10 protein-coding genes and 1 pseudogene are annotated in these 13,085 nt (G+C 74.9%); 3 read left to right on the top strand and 8 right to left on the bottom strand.

What is annotated here, in order from left to right; all coding sequences use genetic code 11:
* Positions 1–4: 4 nt before the first annotated feature.
* The 5 genes from IE332_RS10765 to IE332_RS10745 all read right to left on the bottom strand — a co-directional run bounded on the left by IE332_RS10765 (position 5) and on the right by IE332_RS10745 (position 6,313).
* Positions 5–2,764 (bottom strand): SpoIIE family protein phosphatase, encoded by a 2,760-nt coding sequence (locus IE332_RS10765; RefSeq protein ID WP_189915565.1) that lies wholly within the window; start codon positions 2,762–2,764, stop codon positions 5–7.
* A gap of 194 nt (positions 2,765–2,958) precedes the next feature.
* A complete protein-coding gene (locus IE332_RS10760) occupies positions 2,959–3,435 on the bottom strand; it encodes an NUDIX domain-containing protein (protein ID WP_189915564.1) in 477 nt (158 codons plus the stop codon).
* Positions 3,436–3,453: 18 nt separating this feature from the next.
* On the bottom strand, positions 3,454–3,666 hold the full coding sequence (locus IE332_RS10755; protein WP_189915563.1) for a hypothetical protein: 213 nt from the start codon (positions 3,664–3,666) through the stop codon (positions 3,454–3,456).
* Positions 3,667–3,833: 167 nt separating this feature from the next.
* Complete coding sequence (locus IE332_RS10750) at positions 3,834–5,345, bottom strand: DUF4190 domain-containing protein (protein ID WP_189915562.1); 1,512 nt, start codon at positions 5,343–5,345, stop codon at positions 3,834–3,836.
* A gap of 149 nt (positions 5,346–5,494) precedes the next feature.
* Complete coding sequence (locus IE332_RS10745) at positions 5,495–6,313, bottom strand: methyltransferase domain-containing protein (RefSeq protein ID WP_189915561.1); 819 nt, start codon at positions 6,311–6,313, stop codon at positions 5,495–5,497.
* A 164-nt stretch (positions 6,314–6,477) separates the two neighbouring features.
* Between IE332_RS10745 and IE332_RS42350 the strand changes: the two are divergent.
* Positions 6,478–7,622: pseudogene (locus IE332_RS42350) on the top strand (dihydrofolate reductase family protein).
* A 110-nt stretch (positions 7,623–7,732) separates the two neighbouring features.
* Here the strand turns inward: IE332_RS42350 and ychF are convergent.
* Complete coding sequence (gene ychF, locus IE332_RS10730) at positions 7,733–8,806, bottom strand: redox-regulated ATPase YchF (protein ID WP_189915558.1); 1,074 nt, start codon at positions 8,804–8,806, stop codon at positions 7,733–7,735.
* Positions 8,807–9,037: 231 nt separating this feature from the next.
* On the opposite strand from ychF, the gene IE332_RS10725 reads away from it, so the two are divergent.
* Entirely contained in the window at positions 9,038–9,652 is a 615-nt protein-coding gene (locus IE332_RS10725; protein WP_189915557.1) for a DUF6542 domain-containing protein, read from the top strand.
* A 50-nt stretch (positions 9,653–9,702) separates the two neighbouring features.
* Here IE332_RS10725 and ppgK read toward each other — a convergent pair whose 3' ends face one another.
* The gene (gene ppgK / locus IE332_RS10720) at positions 9,703–10,449 is read right to left on the bottom strand and encodes a polyphosphate--glucose phosphotransferase (protein ID WP_189915556.1); all 747 of its coding nucleotides are present in this window, start codon (positions 10,447–10,449) and stop codon (positions 9,703–9,705) included.
* A 189-nt stretch (positions 10,450–10,638) separates the two neighbouring features.
* The gene (locus tag IE332_RS10715) at positions 10,639–11,613 is read right to left on the bottom strand and encodes a 4-hydroxy-3-methylbut-2-enyl diphosphate reductase (RefSeq protein ID WP_189915555.1); all 975 of its coding nucleotides are present in this window, start codon (positions 11,611–11,613) and stop codon (positions 10,639–10,641) included.
* A gap of 109 nt (positions 11,614–11,722) precedes the next feature.
* On the opposite strand from IE332_RS10715, the gene IE332_RS10710 reads away from it, so the two are divergent.
* A complete protein-coding gene (locus tag IE332_RS10710) occupies positions 11,723–13,078 on the top strand; it encodes an APC family permease (protein WP_189915554.1) in 1,356 nt (451 codons plus the stop codon).
* Positions 13,079–13,085: the final 7 nt, after the last annotated feature.

Genomic DNA, 13,085 nt, shown 5'->3' with positions numbered 1-13,085 from the left:
CGAGTCACGACTCCCCCGCCTGATTACCCGGCAGCGCCTGCTCGAACCAGACCACCTTGCCGATGCCCTCGGCCCGGGCGCCCCAGCGCAGCGCCAGCCGGCGGACCAGTTCCAGGCCCCGGCCGCCCTCGTCGGCCTCGGCCGCGTGCCGCTCCCGGGGCGGGTCCGGCAGCGGGTCGGAGATCTCGACCAGCAGCGTCTCACCGAGCGTCAGCCGTACCCCGATGGGGGCGCTGGCGTACCGGACGGCGTTCGTGACCAGCTCGCTGACCAGCAGCTCGGAGGTGTCGGTGAGCGCCTCGACGCCCCATTCGGCGAGCGTGGCGCGGACCAGCCGGCGAGCCCGGGAGACGGCGGTGGGCTCGGCCGGCAGCGTCCAGCCGGCCGTCGGGGTACCGGCCTGGCCGTGGCCCAGCCGGGCCAGCAGCAGCGCGACGTCGTCCGGCTCGCGGCCCTGCTCCATGGTGTCCAGCACCGCCTCGCAGGCGGCCTGGATGGAGGCGTGGGGCTGCTGGAGCACGGTGAGCAGCCGGCCGAGGCCGACGTCCAGGTCCTTGTCCCGGGACTCCACCAGGCCGTCGGTACAGAGGGCGAGCAGGCTGCCCTCGGGGATCTTCAGTTCGACCGATTCGAACGGGACGCCGCCGACCCCGAGCGGGGCGCCGGAGGGCAGGTCGAGGATCCGGCCGGCGCCGCCGGGCAGCGGGCCGCCGGTGCGGGTCGGCTCCTCGGTCTCCTCGCCGGGCACCACCAGCACCGGCGGGATGTGCCCGGCCTTGGCGACGGTCAGCCGGGCCGTCGCCGGGTCGAAGACCGCGTAGACGCAGGTGGCGAGCAGCGCCTCGTCCGGGCCCTGGGCAAGGTCGTCGGCCAGTTCGTGGACGTGCCGCAGCAGGACGTCCGGCGGCAGGTCCAGGGCGGCCAGCACCCGGACGGCGGTGCGCAGCCGGCCCATCGTGGCGGCGGCCCGCAGGCCGTGGCCCATCACGTCGCCGACCACCAGGGCGGTGCGGTCGCCGGGCAGCGGGATGACGTCGAACCAGTCGCCGCCGACCTCGGTGCCGCTGCTGCCCGGCACGTACCGGTAGGCGACCTCGACGCCGGTGGGCTGCGGGACCTGCTGCGGCAGCAGGGTGCGCTGGAGGGTGAGCGCGGCGGTGCGCTCGCGGGCGTAGAGGCGGGCGTTGTCCAGCGAGCTGCCGGCCCGGTCGGCGAGCTCGACGGTGAAGGCCAGGTCGTCCCGGTCGAAGCCCTCGCGGTACCCGGCCCGGCTGACCTGCAGCAGGCCGATCACGATGCCGCGGGCGCGCAGCGGCACGACCAGCATCGAGTGCACGCCGAGGTCCCGGGCGGCCTGCATCTTCGGGTCGCCGGGGTAGGTGACGTCGTCCAGCTGGTCGGCGCCGGAGAGCAGCTCGGGCACGCCGGTGCGCAGCACCCGCCCGCAGGCGGAGTCCTCGGCGAAGGTGATCCGGGCGCCGCGGCGCAGCATCACGTCGACCTCGGGGCCGTCCTGGACGGAGGCGGTGCCGAGCTGGAGCAGCGAGGTGCGCCGGTCGTGGCCGTGCCGGGGCAGGTCGTCACCGTGCGCGACGGCCTGCAGCAGGATCACCGCCGAGTGGTCGGTGAGCCGGGGGACGACCGAGCTGGCGAGTTCCTGGGCGATCCGCGAGGCGTCCAGCAGGTCGCCGACCCGCGAGCCGAACTCGTTGAGCAGCGAGAGCCGGCGCCGGGCGTGCTCGACCTTGGCGACCGCCCGGTAACGCTCGGTCACGTCCATCACGGTGCCGGAGATGCCGAGCACCCGGCCGGAGCGGTCGGTCATCCGGCTGTAGGAGATCGAGCGGTAGCCCGCCCGGGTGGTGACCGGGGAAGCCAGCGTGACGTCGATGACCGGCTCGCCGGTGGCCAGCACCTGGCGCTGGATGGAGGTGATCTCGTCGGCGGCCCGCTCGGGGAGGGTCTCGCCGGTGGTGCGGCCGACGTGGTCCTCCAGGGCGACGCCGTTCATCTCGGCGAGGGTCTGGTTGACGGCGGTGTAGCGCAGGTCGGTGTCCAGGATGGCGATGCCCAGCGGGGACTGCTCGAACAGCGCGTCGCGCACCGCGAGGTCGCGCTCGACGGCCCGTACGGCGGCCGACTCGGCCAGGTTGACCTGCAGGAACGGGGTGCCGTCGCCGTCCACCAGGAGGGAGATCCGGGCCTCCACGGCGACCGGCACGCCCTCCCGGTCGCGCAGCTCCGCATAGCCGGCCCAGCGGCCGTGCCGCAGGGTGTCCTGGATCGCGGCCCGGATCCGGACGACCTGCTCCTGGTCGGGGATCAGCTCCTCGATCCGGCGGCCGACCAGCAGCTCGTTCGGCCAGCCGAGCAGCTCCTCGGCTGCGGGGCTCCAGAGCACCACCCGGCCCGCGGTGTCGAGGATCGCGATGGCGACCTTGAGCATGTCGAGCAGGCTGCCCTCGGAGGGCGCGCCGGGCCCGCCCGGGGCGTCGCCGGGACCGCCGGGGAACGGGCGGCCGGGGCGGCTGCGCAGGCCGGAGCGGTCGCCCGGCTCGGGGAGGGCCAGGGTCGGCGCGGGCTCGGCGGGCCGCTCGGCGTCGGGGGCGGCGACGGTGCCCCGGCGGCGGCCGGCCGGCGGCTGGGGGGTGGTCGGACGGACGGCAGCCGGACGGGCGGCGCGCCGCAGCCGGGCGCGCGCGGCGGCGCTGCCCGCGGGACCTGCCCGCCGCTCTCCCCCGCCGTCGTTCCCGGTACTCGACACCGACGGGGCCTCCGGCTCTGGTCGGGATCGGCGTCGCCGGCTGGGGCGGCTCACCGATGGTGACGAATGGTGCCGAAAAGTGACATACCCAGCAGAACCCAGGCTATCCCGGCGGCTGGGTCGTCTTGTCCGATTGACCTACCCGGCGGACGGCGCGTCGTCCGACCCAGGAGGCGGCCCGCACGCCGTCCGACCTACCCGGCGGACTGCGCGTCGCCCGCCGTTCCCGGCCCGGTGAGCAGCCGGGCGACGTACGGCAGCACCTCCCGGTCGTGGTCGATCCAGTCGACGGCGTCCAGCTCGTCCGGGCCCAGCCAGCGCAGCGCGTCGTGGTCCTGGAGCGCACGCGGCTCGCCGGCCAGCAGTTCGGCGGCCCAGAAACGCAACTCCAAGCCGGGGCGCACGGCCCACGCGCCGGGCAGCCGGGTCAGCGCCCGCGCCCGTACGCCCAGTTCCTCCAGCAGCTCGCGCTCCAGCGCCTGCTCCTCGGTCTCACCGGGCTCGGCCTTCCCGCCGGGGAACTCCCACCGGCCGGCCACCGCCTCTGGGGCGCTGCGCCGGGCCGCGAGCACCCGGCCGTCGTGGACCAGCGCGCCGCCGACCACGATCCGGGGCTCGGCGGGGCCGTCGGCGGAGCGGTCCTGGGGGTGTGCGGCGTGGGTGGCGTCCATGGTGGCGACCCTACGGCCTCAGGCGTTCCGGGCCGCGTCGGTCCCCGTGCCGGTGCCGGTCCTCTTCTCATCTCCGCCGGCTCCCGCGGTCTCCTCGACCCAGTACAGCTGCTTGTGGCCGCGCGCCTCGAACTCGGCGGCCAGCCGCTGCGCCTCGGCCCGGTCCAGGTCCTTGGCGACCAGGAAGCGGTTGCCGTTGTCGTCCTGCCGCATCACCCGGTAGCCGCCCATGACGGCAGGCTATCCGGCGCACGCCGGGCCGGGGGCCGGTACGGCGGACGTCCTCGTGCCCCCGGCTCGCGTGGGGGTCGGGCCGGGGGCACACCCGCGACGCTACGCGCCGATGGCTACCGGCAGGTACAGCTGTTGTTAACGGCCGGTAACCTCGTGTGCGGCGCTCAGACCCGCAGGTCCGGCGCCTGTTCCCCGGTGGACAGGCCGAGCCCGCGCCGGATCTCCACGCTCGTCGGCACCGTCTTGGCCACCAGCGCCCTGGCCCGGCGGATGCCGCCCTCCACGTCGTCGCCGGAGGCCGCGGCGTCCCAGACGGCGGCCGCCTGCGACTGGGCCTCGACCAGCTTGGCGATCTGCGGCCCGACCTCGGCCGGCCAGTTCGCGGTGGGCGCGCCGAGCACGGCGGCCTCCGTCCGGGAGGCGCCGGACACCCGGCGGGCCCAGAGCCGGAGCTCGGTCTCGGAGGCGCCGTCCTTCGGCTCGTCCAGGTAGGCGAGGTCGAAGCTCCGGACCGCCTCCAGGTAGGTCAGCTGGGGCGCGGTCAGACGGCTCCGGTCGGTGCGGACCGTGCCCCGGTGCTGGTCGTCGCGGTCCTCCAAGGCGCAGGTGGCGTACCGCTCACCGATCGCCCAATTGCGCGCGGTCGGGTAGAGGTAGACGTCGTCCATGCCGTCCGGGATGACCCACTGGTCCAGCGCGTACTCGTTCAGCACCGCGTGGCACAGCCGGGCGGCCGACTCGCGGACGGCGCTCTCACCCGGGTAGGCGCCGGTGCCCGTGGGGAGCGCGGCGGTGCCGGCCACCTCGCCGTGGTGCGGCTCTGCGCAGGCCACCCGGCGCACCCAGTACACCGTCTCGTCGCCGGCGCCGTTGGTCACCGACCCACCGGCCGGGGAGCTGTAGCAGTCGCCGGCCTTCAGCTCGGACCAGTGGACCGACCCGGCCGGGGCCTTGGGGCCCGCGAAACGGCCGTCGCGCGCCCCGCTGAAGTCCGCCGCGCCCAGCAGCAGCGAGAGCAGCACCGTACCGATCGTGCCGAGCACCACGCCGGTCACCGCCATGCCGGAACCGCGCTCCCTGCGGCGCTTGATCTGGACCAGGGCGACGATGCCGAACACCAGGGCCAGCGGCGCCACCAGGACCAGGCCGGTCACCAGGGAGCCGACCGCGAAACCGTTGGTCGGGGCGGGGGCGAAGGGCTGCGGGTACGGGTGGCCGGGCGGCGGGAAGCCGGGCTGGAGGCCCGGGGGGAGGCCGTTGGGCTGGAGGCCGTTGGGCTGGAAGCCGGACTGGGCGGAGGGCGTGACGGAGGCCCAGCCGCCGGCGGGCAGCGGGTGCGGCGGCTGCGGCGGGGCCGCCGACGGCACCGGGACGGCCTGCGGGCGCGCGGCGGCCGGGGCGGCGGCCGGGGCGGGGGCCGGGGCGGCCCAGGGATCGGGCGCGGCCCAGGGGTCGGCGGGGGCGGCGGGGGTCGCGGGCTCCGGCTCGGGCGCGGGGCCCGCCGGGGTGGGCTCGGGCTCGTCGGCCTCCTTGCGGAAGTCCACCCGGGGGTCCTGGCCCGCGGCCGGGGCCGCGTCGGCGTCCGTGCCCGTCGCCGCGTCCACGTCCGCGTCCGTCCCGGTCCGCACGGGCGGCTCCGACCCGGGGGCGGGCAGCTCGGACTCAGGCTTGGACACGTGGACTCCCCCAACCCGCCGGGGCGGGCATCGGCTCGGCGTACGGCACCATGGCTCGGACCCGAACGGGCCCGAATGTGAACGGTCGCGCGACTTTACCCGATCATTCCGAACACCTGCCCACCTCGGCGCGCGCCCCGTCCGGCGGCTCAGCCACGCGCCAGGATCTCGCCGTGCAGCATGGAGAACCAGCCGTCCCCGGCGGCGCTCCACTCCCGCCAGGCGGCCGCGATCCGCCCCGGTTCGTCCGGCTCGGCGAAGCCCCGCTCGACCACCGTCCGGCCCAGCGCGGTGCCGGTCATCCGGTCCGCCCACATCCCGCCCCACCAGTCGCGCCGCTCGGGCGTCGCGTACGTCCAGGTGGTGGCGCTCGCGGTGATCTCGGCGAAGCCGGCCGCGCGGGCCCAGGACAGCAGCCGCCGTCCGGCGTCCGGTTCCCCGCCGTTGGCGCGGGCGGTCCGCCGGTACAGCTCCAGCCACCGGTCCAGGGCCGGCACCTCGGGGAACCAGGTCATCGAGGCGTAGTCCACGTCCCGGACCGCGACCACGCCGCCGGGGGCCGTCACCCGCCGCATCTCGCGCAGCGCGGCCACCGGGTCGGCCACGTGCTGCAGCACCTGGTGGGCGTGCACGACGTCGAACTCGCCGTCCCGGTAGGGCAGTCGGTGCACATCGGCGCACTCCAGGACGACGTTCGCCAGGCCGCGCCCGGCCAGGTGCCCCGCGGCCTGCTCCAGCACCTCGGCGGAGGCGTCCACGGCCACCACCCGGCCGCTCGGACCGACCAGCGCGGCCAGGTCGGCGGTGATCGTGCCGGGCCCGCAGCCGATGTCCAGCAGGGCCTGTCCCGGCCGCAGTTCGGGCAGCAGGTAGGCGGCCGAGTCGGCGGCGGTACGCGAGCGGTGCGAGCGCAGCACGGCCTCCTGGTGGCCGTGGGTGTAGACGGTGGAGGGCTGCGGTGCGGACATGGGATCCCCCTGGACGTGGTCGGCTTTCCGTTCTCCTCGACGCCTCGACGCTACTCCCCGTCCCGGATGGCGAGAAGTTCTGTCTCACATGTCGACCACCGGACACCCCGGCCGCACCCGCCCGCCGTACCGTGGAGGCGCCCCCGACAGAACGGTCCCCGCCCATGCCCGGCCAGCGCCCCTTCGTCCTGCTGAGCGTCGCCGTCTCGCTCGACGGCCACCTCGACGACGCCTCCCCCGACCGGCTGCTGCTCTCCAACGCCGCGGACTTCGACCGGGTGGACGAGGAACGGGCGGCCGCCGACGCGATCCTGGTCGGCGGCAACACCCTGCGCGCCGACAACCCGCGCCTGCTGGTCAACGACCCCGCGCGCCGGGCCGCCCGGCTGGCCGCGGGGCGGCCCGAGCACCCGCTGAAGGTGACGCTCAGCGCGAGCGGCGACCTCGGCGCCGACCTGCGCTTCTGGCACACCGGCGGCACCAGGCTCGCCTACACCACCGACGCCGGGGCGGCCGTGCTGCGCCCCCGGCTGGACGGCCTGGCCGAGGTGGTCGCGCTCGGCGACACGGTGGACCTCGGCGCGGTGCTGGACGACCTGGGCGCGCGCGGGGTCCGCCGGCTGATGGTCGAGGGCGGCGGGGGCGTGCACACCCAGTTCCTGGCCCAGGGCCTCGCGGACGAGCTGCAGTTGGCCGTCGCCCCGCTGCTGGTCGGCCAGGAGCGGGCACCCCGGTTCGTCCGCCCGGCCGCCTTCCCCGGCGGCCCGGCCCGGCGGATGCGGCTGCTGGAGGCACGTACCGTGGGCGACGTCGTCCTGCTCAGGTACGCCCCGAAGGAGCCCGCGCCGTGAACCGCCCCGCGACCACCGACCTCGACCACCTGCGCCGGGCCGTCGAGCTCTCCCGCAGCTGCCCGCCGTCCGAGACGGCCTTCTCGGTCGGCGCGGTGATCGTCGGCGCCGACGGCGAGGTCCTGGCGGAGGGCTACAGCCGGGAGGCGGACGCGCACGACCACGCCGAGGAGGCCGCCCTGGCCAAGCTGCCGGCCGGCGACCCCCGACTGCGCGGGGCGACCGTCTACAGCTCGCTGGAGCCCTGCGGCCAGCGCGCCTCACGACCGGTGCCGTGCGCCCGGCTGCTGATCGCGGCGGGCGTGCCGCGAGTGGTGGTCGCCTGGCGCGAGCCGGACCTGTTCGTCACCGACTGCCAGGGCACCGCCCTGCTGGAGGCGGCCGGAGTCGAGGTGGTGGAGCTCCCGGAGCTGGCCGGCGCCGCCCGCGCGGTCAACGCCCACCTGCTCGGCCACTGACCCGGCGGAGCCAGCACCGAGCCGGCACGGAAAGGAGAACGGGGCCCGCCTCCGGAGAGGCGGGCCCCGTTCGACCTGCGCGGTCGGCAGATCGAGCCGACACAGGGCGGTCAGACGTTGAAGCGGAACTCCACCACGTCGCCGTCCTGCATGACGTATTCCTTGCCCTCGATGCGGGCCTTGCCCTTGGAGCGGGCCTCGGCGATCGAGCCGGTCTCGACGAGGTCGGCGAAGGAGATGACCTCGGCCTTGATGAAGCCCTTCTGGAAGTCGGTGTGGATGACACCGGCGGCCTCGGGGGCGGTGGCGCCCTTCTTGATGGTCCAGGCGCGGGTTTCCTTGGGGCCGGCCGTCAGGTAGGTCTGCAGGCCGAGGGTGTCGAAGCCGACCCGGGCGAGGGTGGCGAGGCCGGGCTCCTCCTGGCCCATGGACTGGAGGAGTTCGAGGGCCTCGGCGTCGTCCAGCTCGATCAGCTCGGACTCGATCTTGGCGCTGAGGAAGATCGCCTCGGCCGGGGCGACCAGCTCGCGCTGGGCGTTCTTGAAGTCCTCGTCGGCCAGCTCGTCCTCGTCCACGTTGAAGACGTAGAGGAAGGGCTTGGCGGTCAGCAGGTGGAGCTCGCGGATCGGGGCGGTGTCGAAGCCGGCCTCGAAGAGGGTCTTGCCGGTCTCCAGGACCGCCTGCGCGGCCTCGGCGGCGGCCAGCACGGGCGCGGTGTCCTTCTTGAGGCGCGCCTCCTTCTGCAGACGCGGCAGGACCTTCTCGATGGTCTGGAGGTCGGCCAGGATCAGCTCGGTGTGGATGGTCTCGATGTCGTCCTTCGGGGACACCTTGCCGTCCACGTGCACCACGTCGGGGTCGGTGAAGGCGCGCACGACCTGGCAGATCGCGTCCGACTCCCGGATGTTGGCGAGGAACTTGTTGCCCAGGCCCTCGCCCTCGCTCGCGCCGCGCACGATGCCCGCGATGTCGACGAAGTCGACGGTGGCCGGGAGGATGCGCTGGGAGCCGAAGATCTCGGCGAGCTTGGCCAGCCGCGCGTCCGGGACGCCGACCACGCCGACGTTCGGCTCGATGGTGGCGAACGGGTAGTTGGCCGCCAGCACGTCGTTCTTGGTCAGGGCGTTGAACAGGGTCGACTTGCCGACGTTCGGCAGGCCGACGATTCCGATCGTGAGCGACATGAAGCGCAGTCCCGGGGGCTTGGAGGAGTTGGGTCGGCACCGTACGGGCCGACCCCCAAGTCTACGGGCAAGCGTCCGCGGCTCCGGGGCCACCGGGACGTCCGGGCGGCCCGGCGGGACGGGTCGGCCCTCCCGGACGACGATCACATGACTACGCCGTCCGGAGACACGGGGCGGGACCTGAACGGTCCATTACACAGTGTGGCGATGATCGGACCGTACGTTGGGCAGGTGGAGCAGAGCATTCGAACCCAGCCGCCAGGGCCCAGACGCCGTCCGCCGAACCGCGCGGCCGCAGCCGCCGTCCCCGGCCCGGGCCGGGCTCCCGAGACCGCCGGGGCCGCCCCCGCCTCCCGGCTGCGCCCGGTGGCCGGCCCGTCCGGTGCCGACCGCCCGGCTGCCCCGCGGCTGCGCCTGCCGCTGCGCGGGCGCGCCGACGAGCGGCTGTACGGACGGCGCCGAACCGGTCGGCCGACCCGGCTGACGGCCGTCGGCACCGGCGTGGTCGCCGTGCTGGCCACGCTCGCGGTGGCGGGCGCGGACCGGCTGCTGTTCGACGACCTGAACTGGCTGTTCGGCCTCGGCTACCTGGTGGTCTGCTTCCAGCTGGCCGTGCGGGTCCGCTACGCCGACCTGCTGGCCGCGCCGATCAGCGGGCCGATCGCCTTCGCGCTGGCGCTGCTGCTGCTCGCCCCGGTCGGCTCCTCGGGCGTCACCGCCCAGGTGGTCTCGCTGGCGACCGGGCTGGCGCTGCGGGCCGGCTGGCTGTTCTCCGGCACCGGGCTGGCCGCACTGATCGTGCTCGCCCGCTTCATCGCCCAGCGCCGGATCCACCGCTCCCGCTGAGCCCCGGCGGGAGCCCTCACCGCCCCGCCGGGGCCCACCGGGGGCGGGCCTCAGCCCGCCGCCCGGGCCGCCGCCATGGCCGCTCCGACGATCCCCGCGTCGTTGCGCAGCTCCGCCGGCACCACCCGCGCCTCGCGGTCCTTCAGCAGCGGCAGGAACTTCTCGTGCTTGCGGCTCACCCCGCCGCCGATCACGATCAGCTGCGGCGAGAACAGCATCTCGACCAGGTCCAGGTACTCGTCGACCCGCCCGGCCCACTGCTCCCAGTCCAGCCCGTGCCGCTCCTTGGCGGCCGAGGAGGCCCGGCGCTCGGCGTCCTTGCCGCGCAGCTCCAGGTGGCCCAGCTCGGTGTTGGGCACCAGCGCGCCGTCCACGAAGAGCGCGCTGCCGATGCCGGTGCCGAAGGTGAGCACCATCACGACCCCGGACTGCTCCCGGCCCGCGCCGTGCGTGAGTTCGGCGAGTCCGGCCGCGTCGGCGTCGTTGAGGACGGTCGCGGGCAGGTCCAGCGCCTCGCGGAACAGGCCCTCGGCGTCCAGGCCGATCCAGCCCTTGTCCACGTTGGCCGCCGTCCTGGTGCGGCCGCCGACCACCACACCGGGGAAGGTCAGCCCGACCGGGCCCTGGTGGTCGAAGTGCCGGACCACCTCACGGACGGCGGCGACCACGGCCTCGGGGGCGGACGGCTGCGGGGTGAGCACCTTGTGGCGCTCCTCCGCGAGCGCGCCCCGGGCGAGGTCGACCGGCGCGCCCTTGATCCCGGAGCCGCCGATGTCCACGCCGAATACCGCCGTCATCACGTCCACCCTCCGCCGTGGCCGCGGACCCGCTTGTCCACAGCCTGTGCACAAAACTACGAGAGGGCGCACGGGCGCGCACAGCAGAAGGCCACACAGCCGGAGGCGCGCGGCAGGAAGCCGCACGGCAGGAGGCACACAGCGAAAGAGCCGGCACCCCGCGAGGGGGTGCCGGCTCCTCCGGACGGGTCAGAGCTTGCCGGCCGCCTCGGCGCGCAGGTCGCGGCGCAGTTCCTTGGGCAGCGAGAAGATCAGGTGCTCCTCGGCGGTCTTGACCGTCTCGACCGTGTCGTAACCGCGCGCGGCCAGGAACTCGAGCACGCCGTCGACCAGGATCTCCGGGACGGACGCGCCGCTGGTCAGGCCGACGGTGGAGACGCCCTCCAGCCACTCCTCGCGGATCTCCTCGGCGAAGTCCACCAGGTGGGCGGCCTTGGCGCCGTACTCCAGGCCGACCTCGACCAGGCGGACCGAGTTGGAGGAGTTCTTGGAGCCGACCACGATCAGCAGGTCGGTCTCGGGGGCCAGCTCCTTGACCGCGACCTGGCGGTTCTGGGTCGCGTAGCAGATGTCGTCACTGGGCGGGCTGACCAGCGCCGGGAAGCGGTTCTTCAGCTCGCCGACGGTGGCCATGGTCTCGTCCACCGACAGGGTGGTCTGGGAGAGCCAGACGACCCGGGACTCGTCCCGGACCTTCACGTTGGCGACGTCCTCGGCACCGTCCACCAGGTGGATCCGGTCCGGGGCCTCGCCCATCGTGCCGATGACCTCCTCGTGGCCCTCGTGGCCCACCAGCAGGATGTCGAAGCCCTCGTCGGCGAAGCGCACGGCCTCCTTGTGCACCTTGGTGACCAGGGGGCAGGTGGCGTCGATGGTGGCGAGCTTGCCGGCCCGCGCCTCGTCGTGGACGGCCGGGGCGACGCCGTGCGCGGAGAAGACCACGATCGAGCCCTCGGGCACCTCCTCCGTCTCGTCGACGAAGATCGCGCCCTTCTTCTCCAGGGTCTGCACCACGTACTTGTTGTGGACGATCTGCTTGCGGACGTAGATGGGCGCCCCGTACTGCTCCAGGGCCTTCTCCACGGCGATCACGGCGCGGTCGACACCCGCGCAGTAGCCCCGGGGGGCGGCGAGCAGGACACGGCGCTGCGCGGTGTTGGACATGGCTCCATCGTACGGGCGACCGGGGGCGCCGCCGCCCGCGGCGGGGAGCCGCGCCGAAGGCGGGCACGTTCCGTGCGATCCCGGTCACGAATGCTCAAATGTGGTGCCTATGAGCTCTGTGAGCGGGCAGGCGACGCCGAGCGGCCTGCGCCGCAGCCTGGGCGTCCGCGATCTGATGGTCTACGGGCTGCTGTTCATCGCCCCGATGGCCCCGGTCGGCGTGTTCGGCGTGCTGGACGCCAAGAGCCACGGCGCCGTCGCCACGGTCTACCTGGCCGCGACCGTCGCGATGGGCTTCACCGCCTTCTCGTACGCCCAGATGGTGCGCGCGGTGCCGCAGACCGGCTCGGTGTTCGCCTACGCGCGGGCCGGGCTCGGCGAGGGGCCGGGGTTCATCGCCGGGTGGATGGCGATGCTCGACTACCTGCTGATCCCGGCGGTGGCCTACCTGTTCTCCGGCATCGCGCTGCACTCGCTGGTGCCGGGCGTCTCGCGCTGGGCGTGGACGGCGATCGCGGTCGTCGTGACCACCGCGCTCAACCTGCTCGGGGTGCGGACCGCGGCGACGGTCGGCTTCGCGGTGCTGGCGCTGGAGATCGCGGTGCTGGCGGTGTTCGTGGCGGCGGCCGTGGTGGCGCTCGTCCAGGACGGCGCCCGGCGGGGCTGGGACACCCCGTTCACCGCGGTCGGCGAGTTCTCGCTGACCGCGGTGATCTCGGCGGTGTCCGTCGCGGTGCTCTCCTACCTGGGCTTCGACGCGATCGCGACCTTCGTGGAGGAGGCCGTCGGCTCCTCGGCCGCGGTGGCCCGGGCGGTGCTCCGGTGCCTGGTGCTGGCCGGGGTGCTGTTCGTCGCGCAGACCTACCTGGCGGCGCTGCTGGAGCCGCTGGGCCCGCGGCAGCTGGCCGCCGACCCGGTGGCGCAGGGCTCGGCCTTCTACGACACCGTGGAGACCGGCGTCGGGCACTGGCTGCACGTGCTGGTGGCGGCGAGCAAGGCGATCGGCGCGGCCTTCGCGGCGCTGGCCGGGCAGGCCGCGGCCGGGCGGCTGGTCTACGCGATGGGCCGGGAGGGGCGGCTGCCGCGCGTCCTCGGCTCGGTCGACCCGGCCAGCGCGGTGCCGCGCCGGGCGCTGCTGGCGGCCGCGGTGATCACCATGGCGGCGGCGGTCTGGGCGGCGAACCGGGACGACGGGCTGGACCAGCTGACCTCGGTGGTGAACATCGGCGCCCTGACCGCCTTCGCGCTGCTGCACGCCTCGGTGATCGGCTGGTACACGGTGCGGCACGGCTCCCGGGACCGGCTGCGGCACCTGGTCGTGCCCGCGCTGGGGATCGTGGTGATCGGCGCCGTGATCCACGAGGCCTCGACCACCGCGCAGCTGGTCGGACTGGTGTGGCTGGCGGCCGGCCTGGTGGTGCTCGGCGTGCAGGGTTCCCCGGGAACTGTCGGCCCGCGCCGCTAGCCTCATA

Origin of the sequence: Kitasatospora xanthocidica (genome assembly GCF_014656195.1) — a bacterium.
GTDB classification, from domain to species: Bacteria; Actinomycetota; Actinomycetes; order Streptomycetales; family Streptomycetaceae; genus Kitasatospora; species Kitasatospora xanthocidica.
The sequence above is the reverse complement of the archived record's forward strand: the minus strand, read 5'-3'. Positions and strand labels throughout refer to the sequence as shown.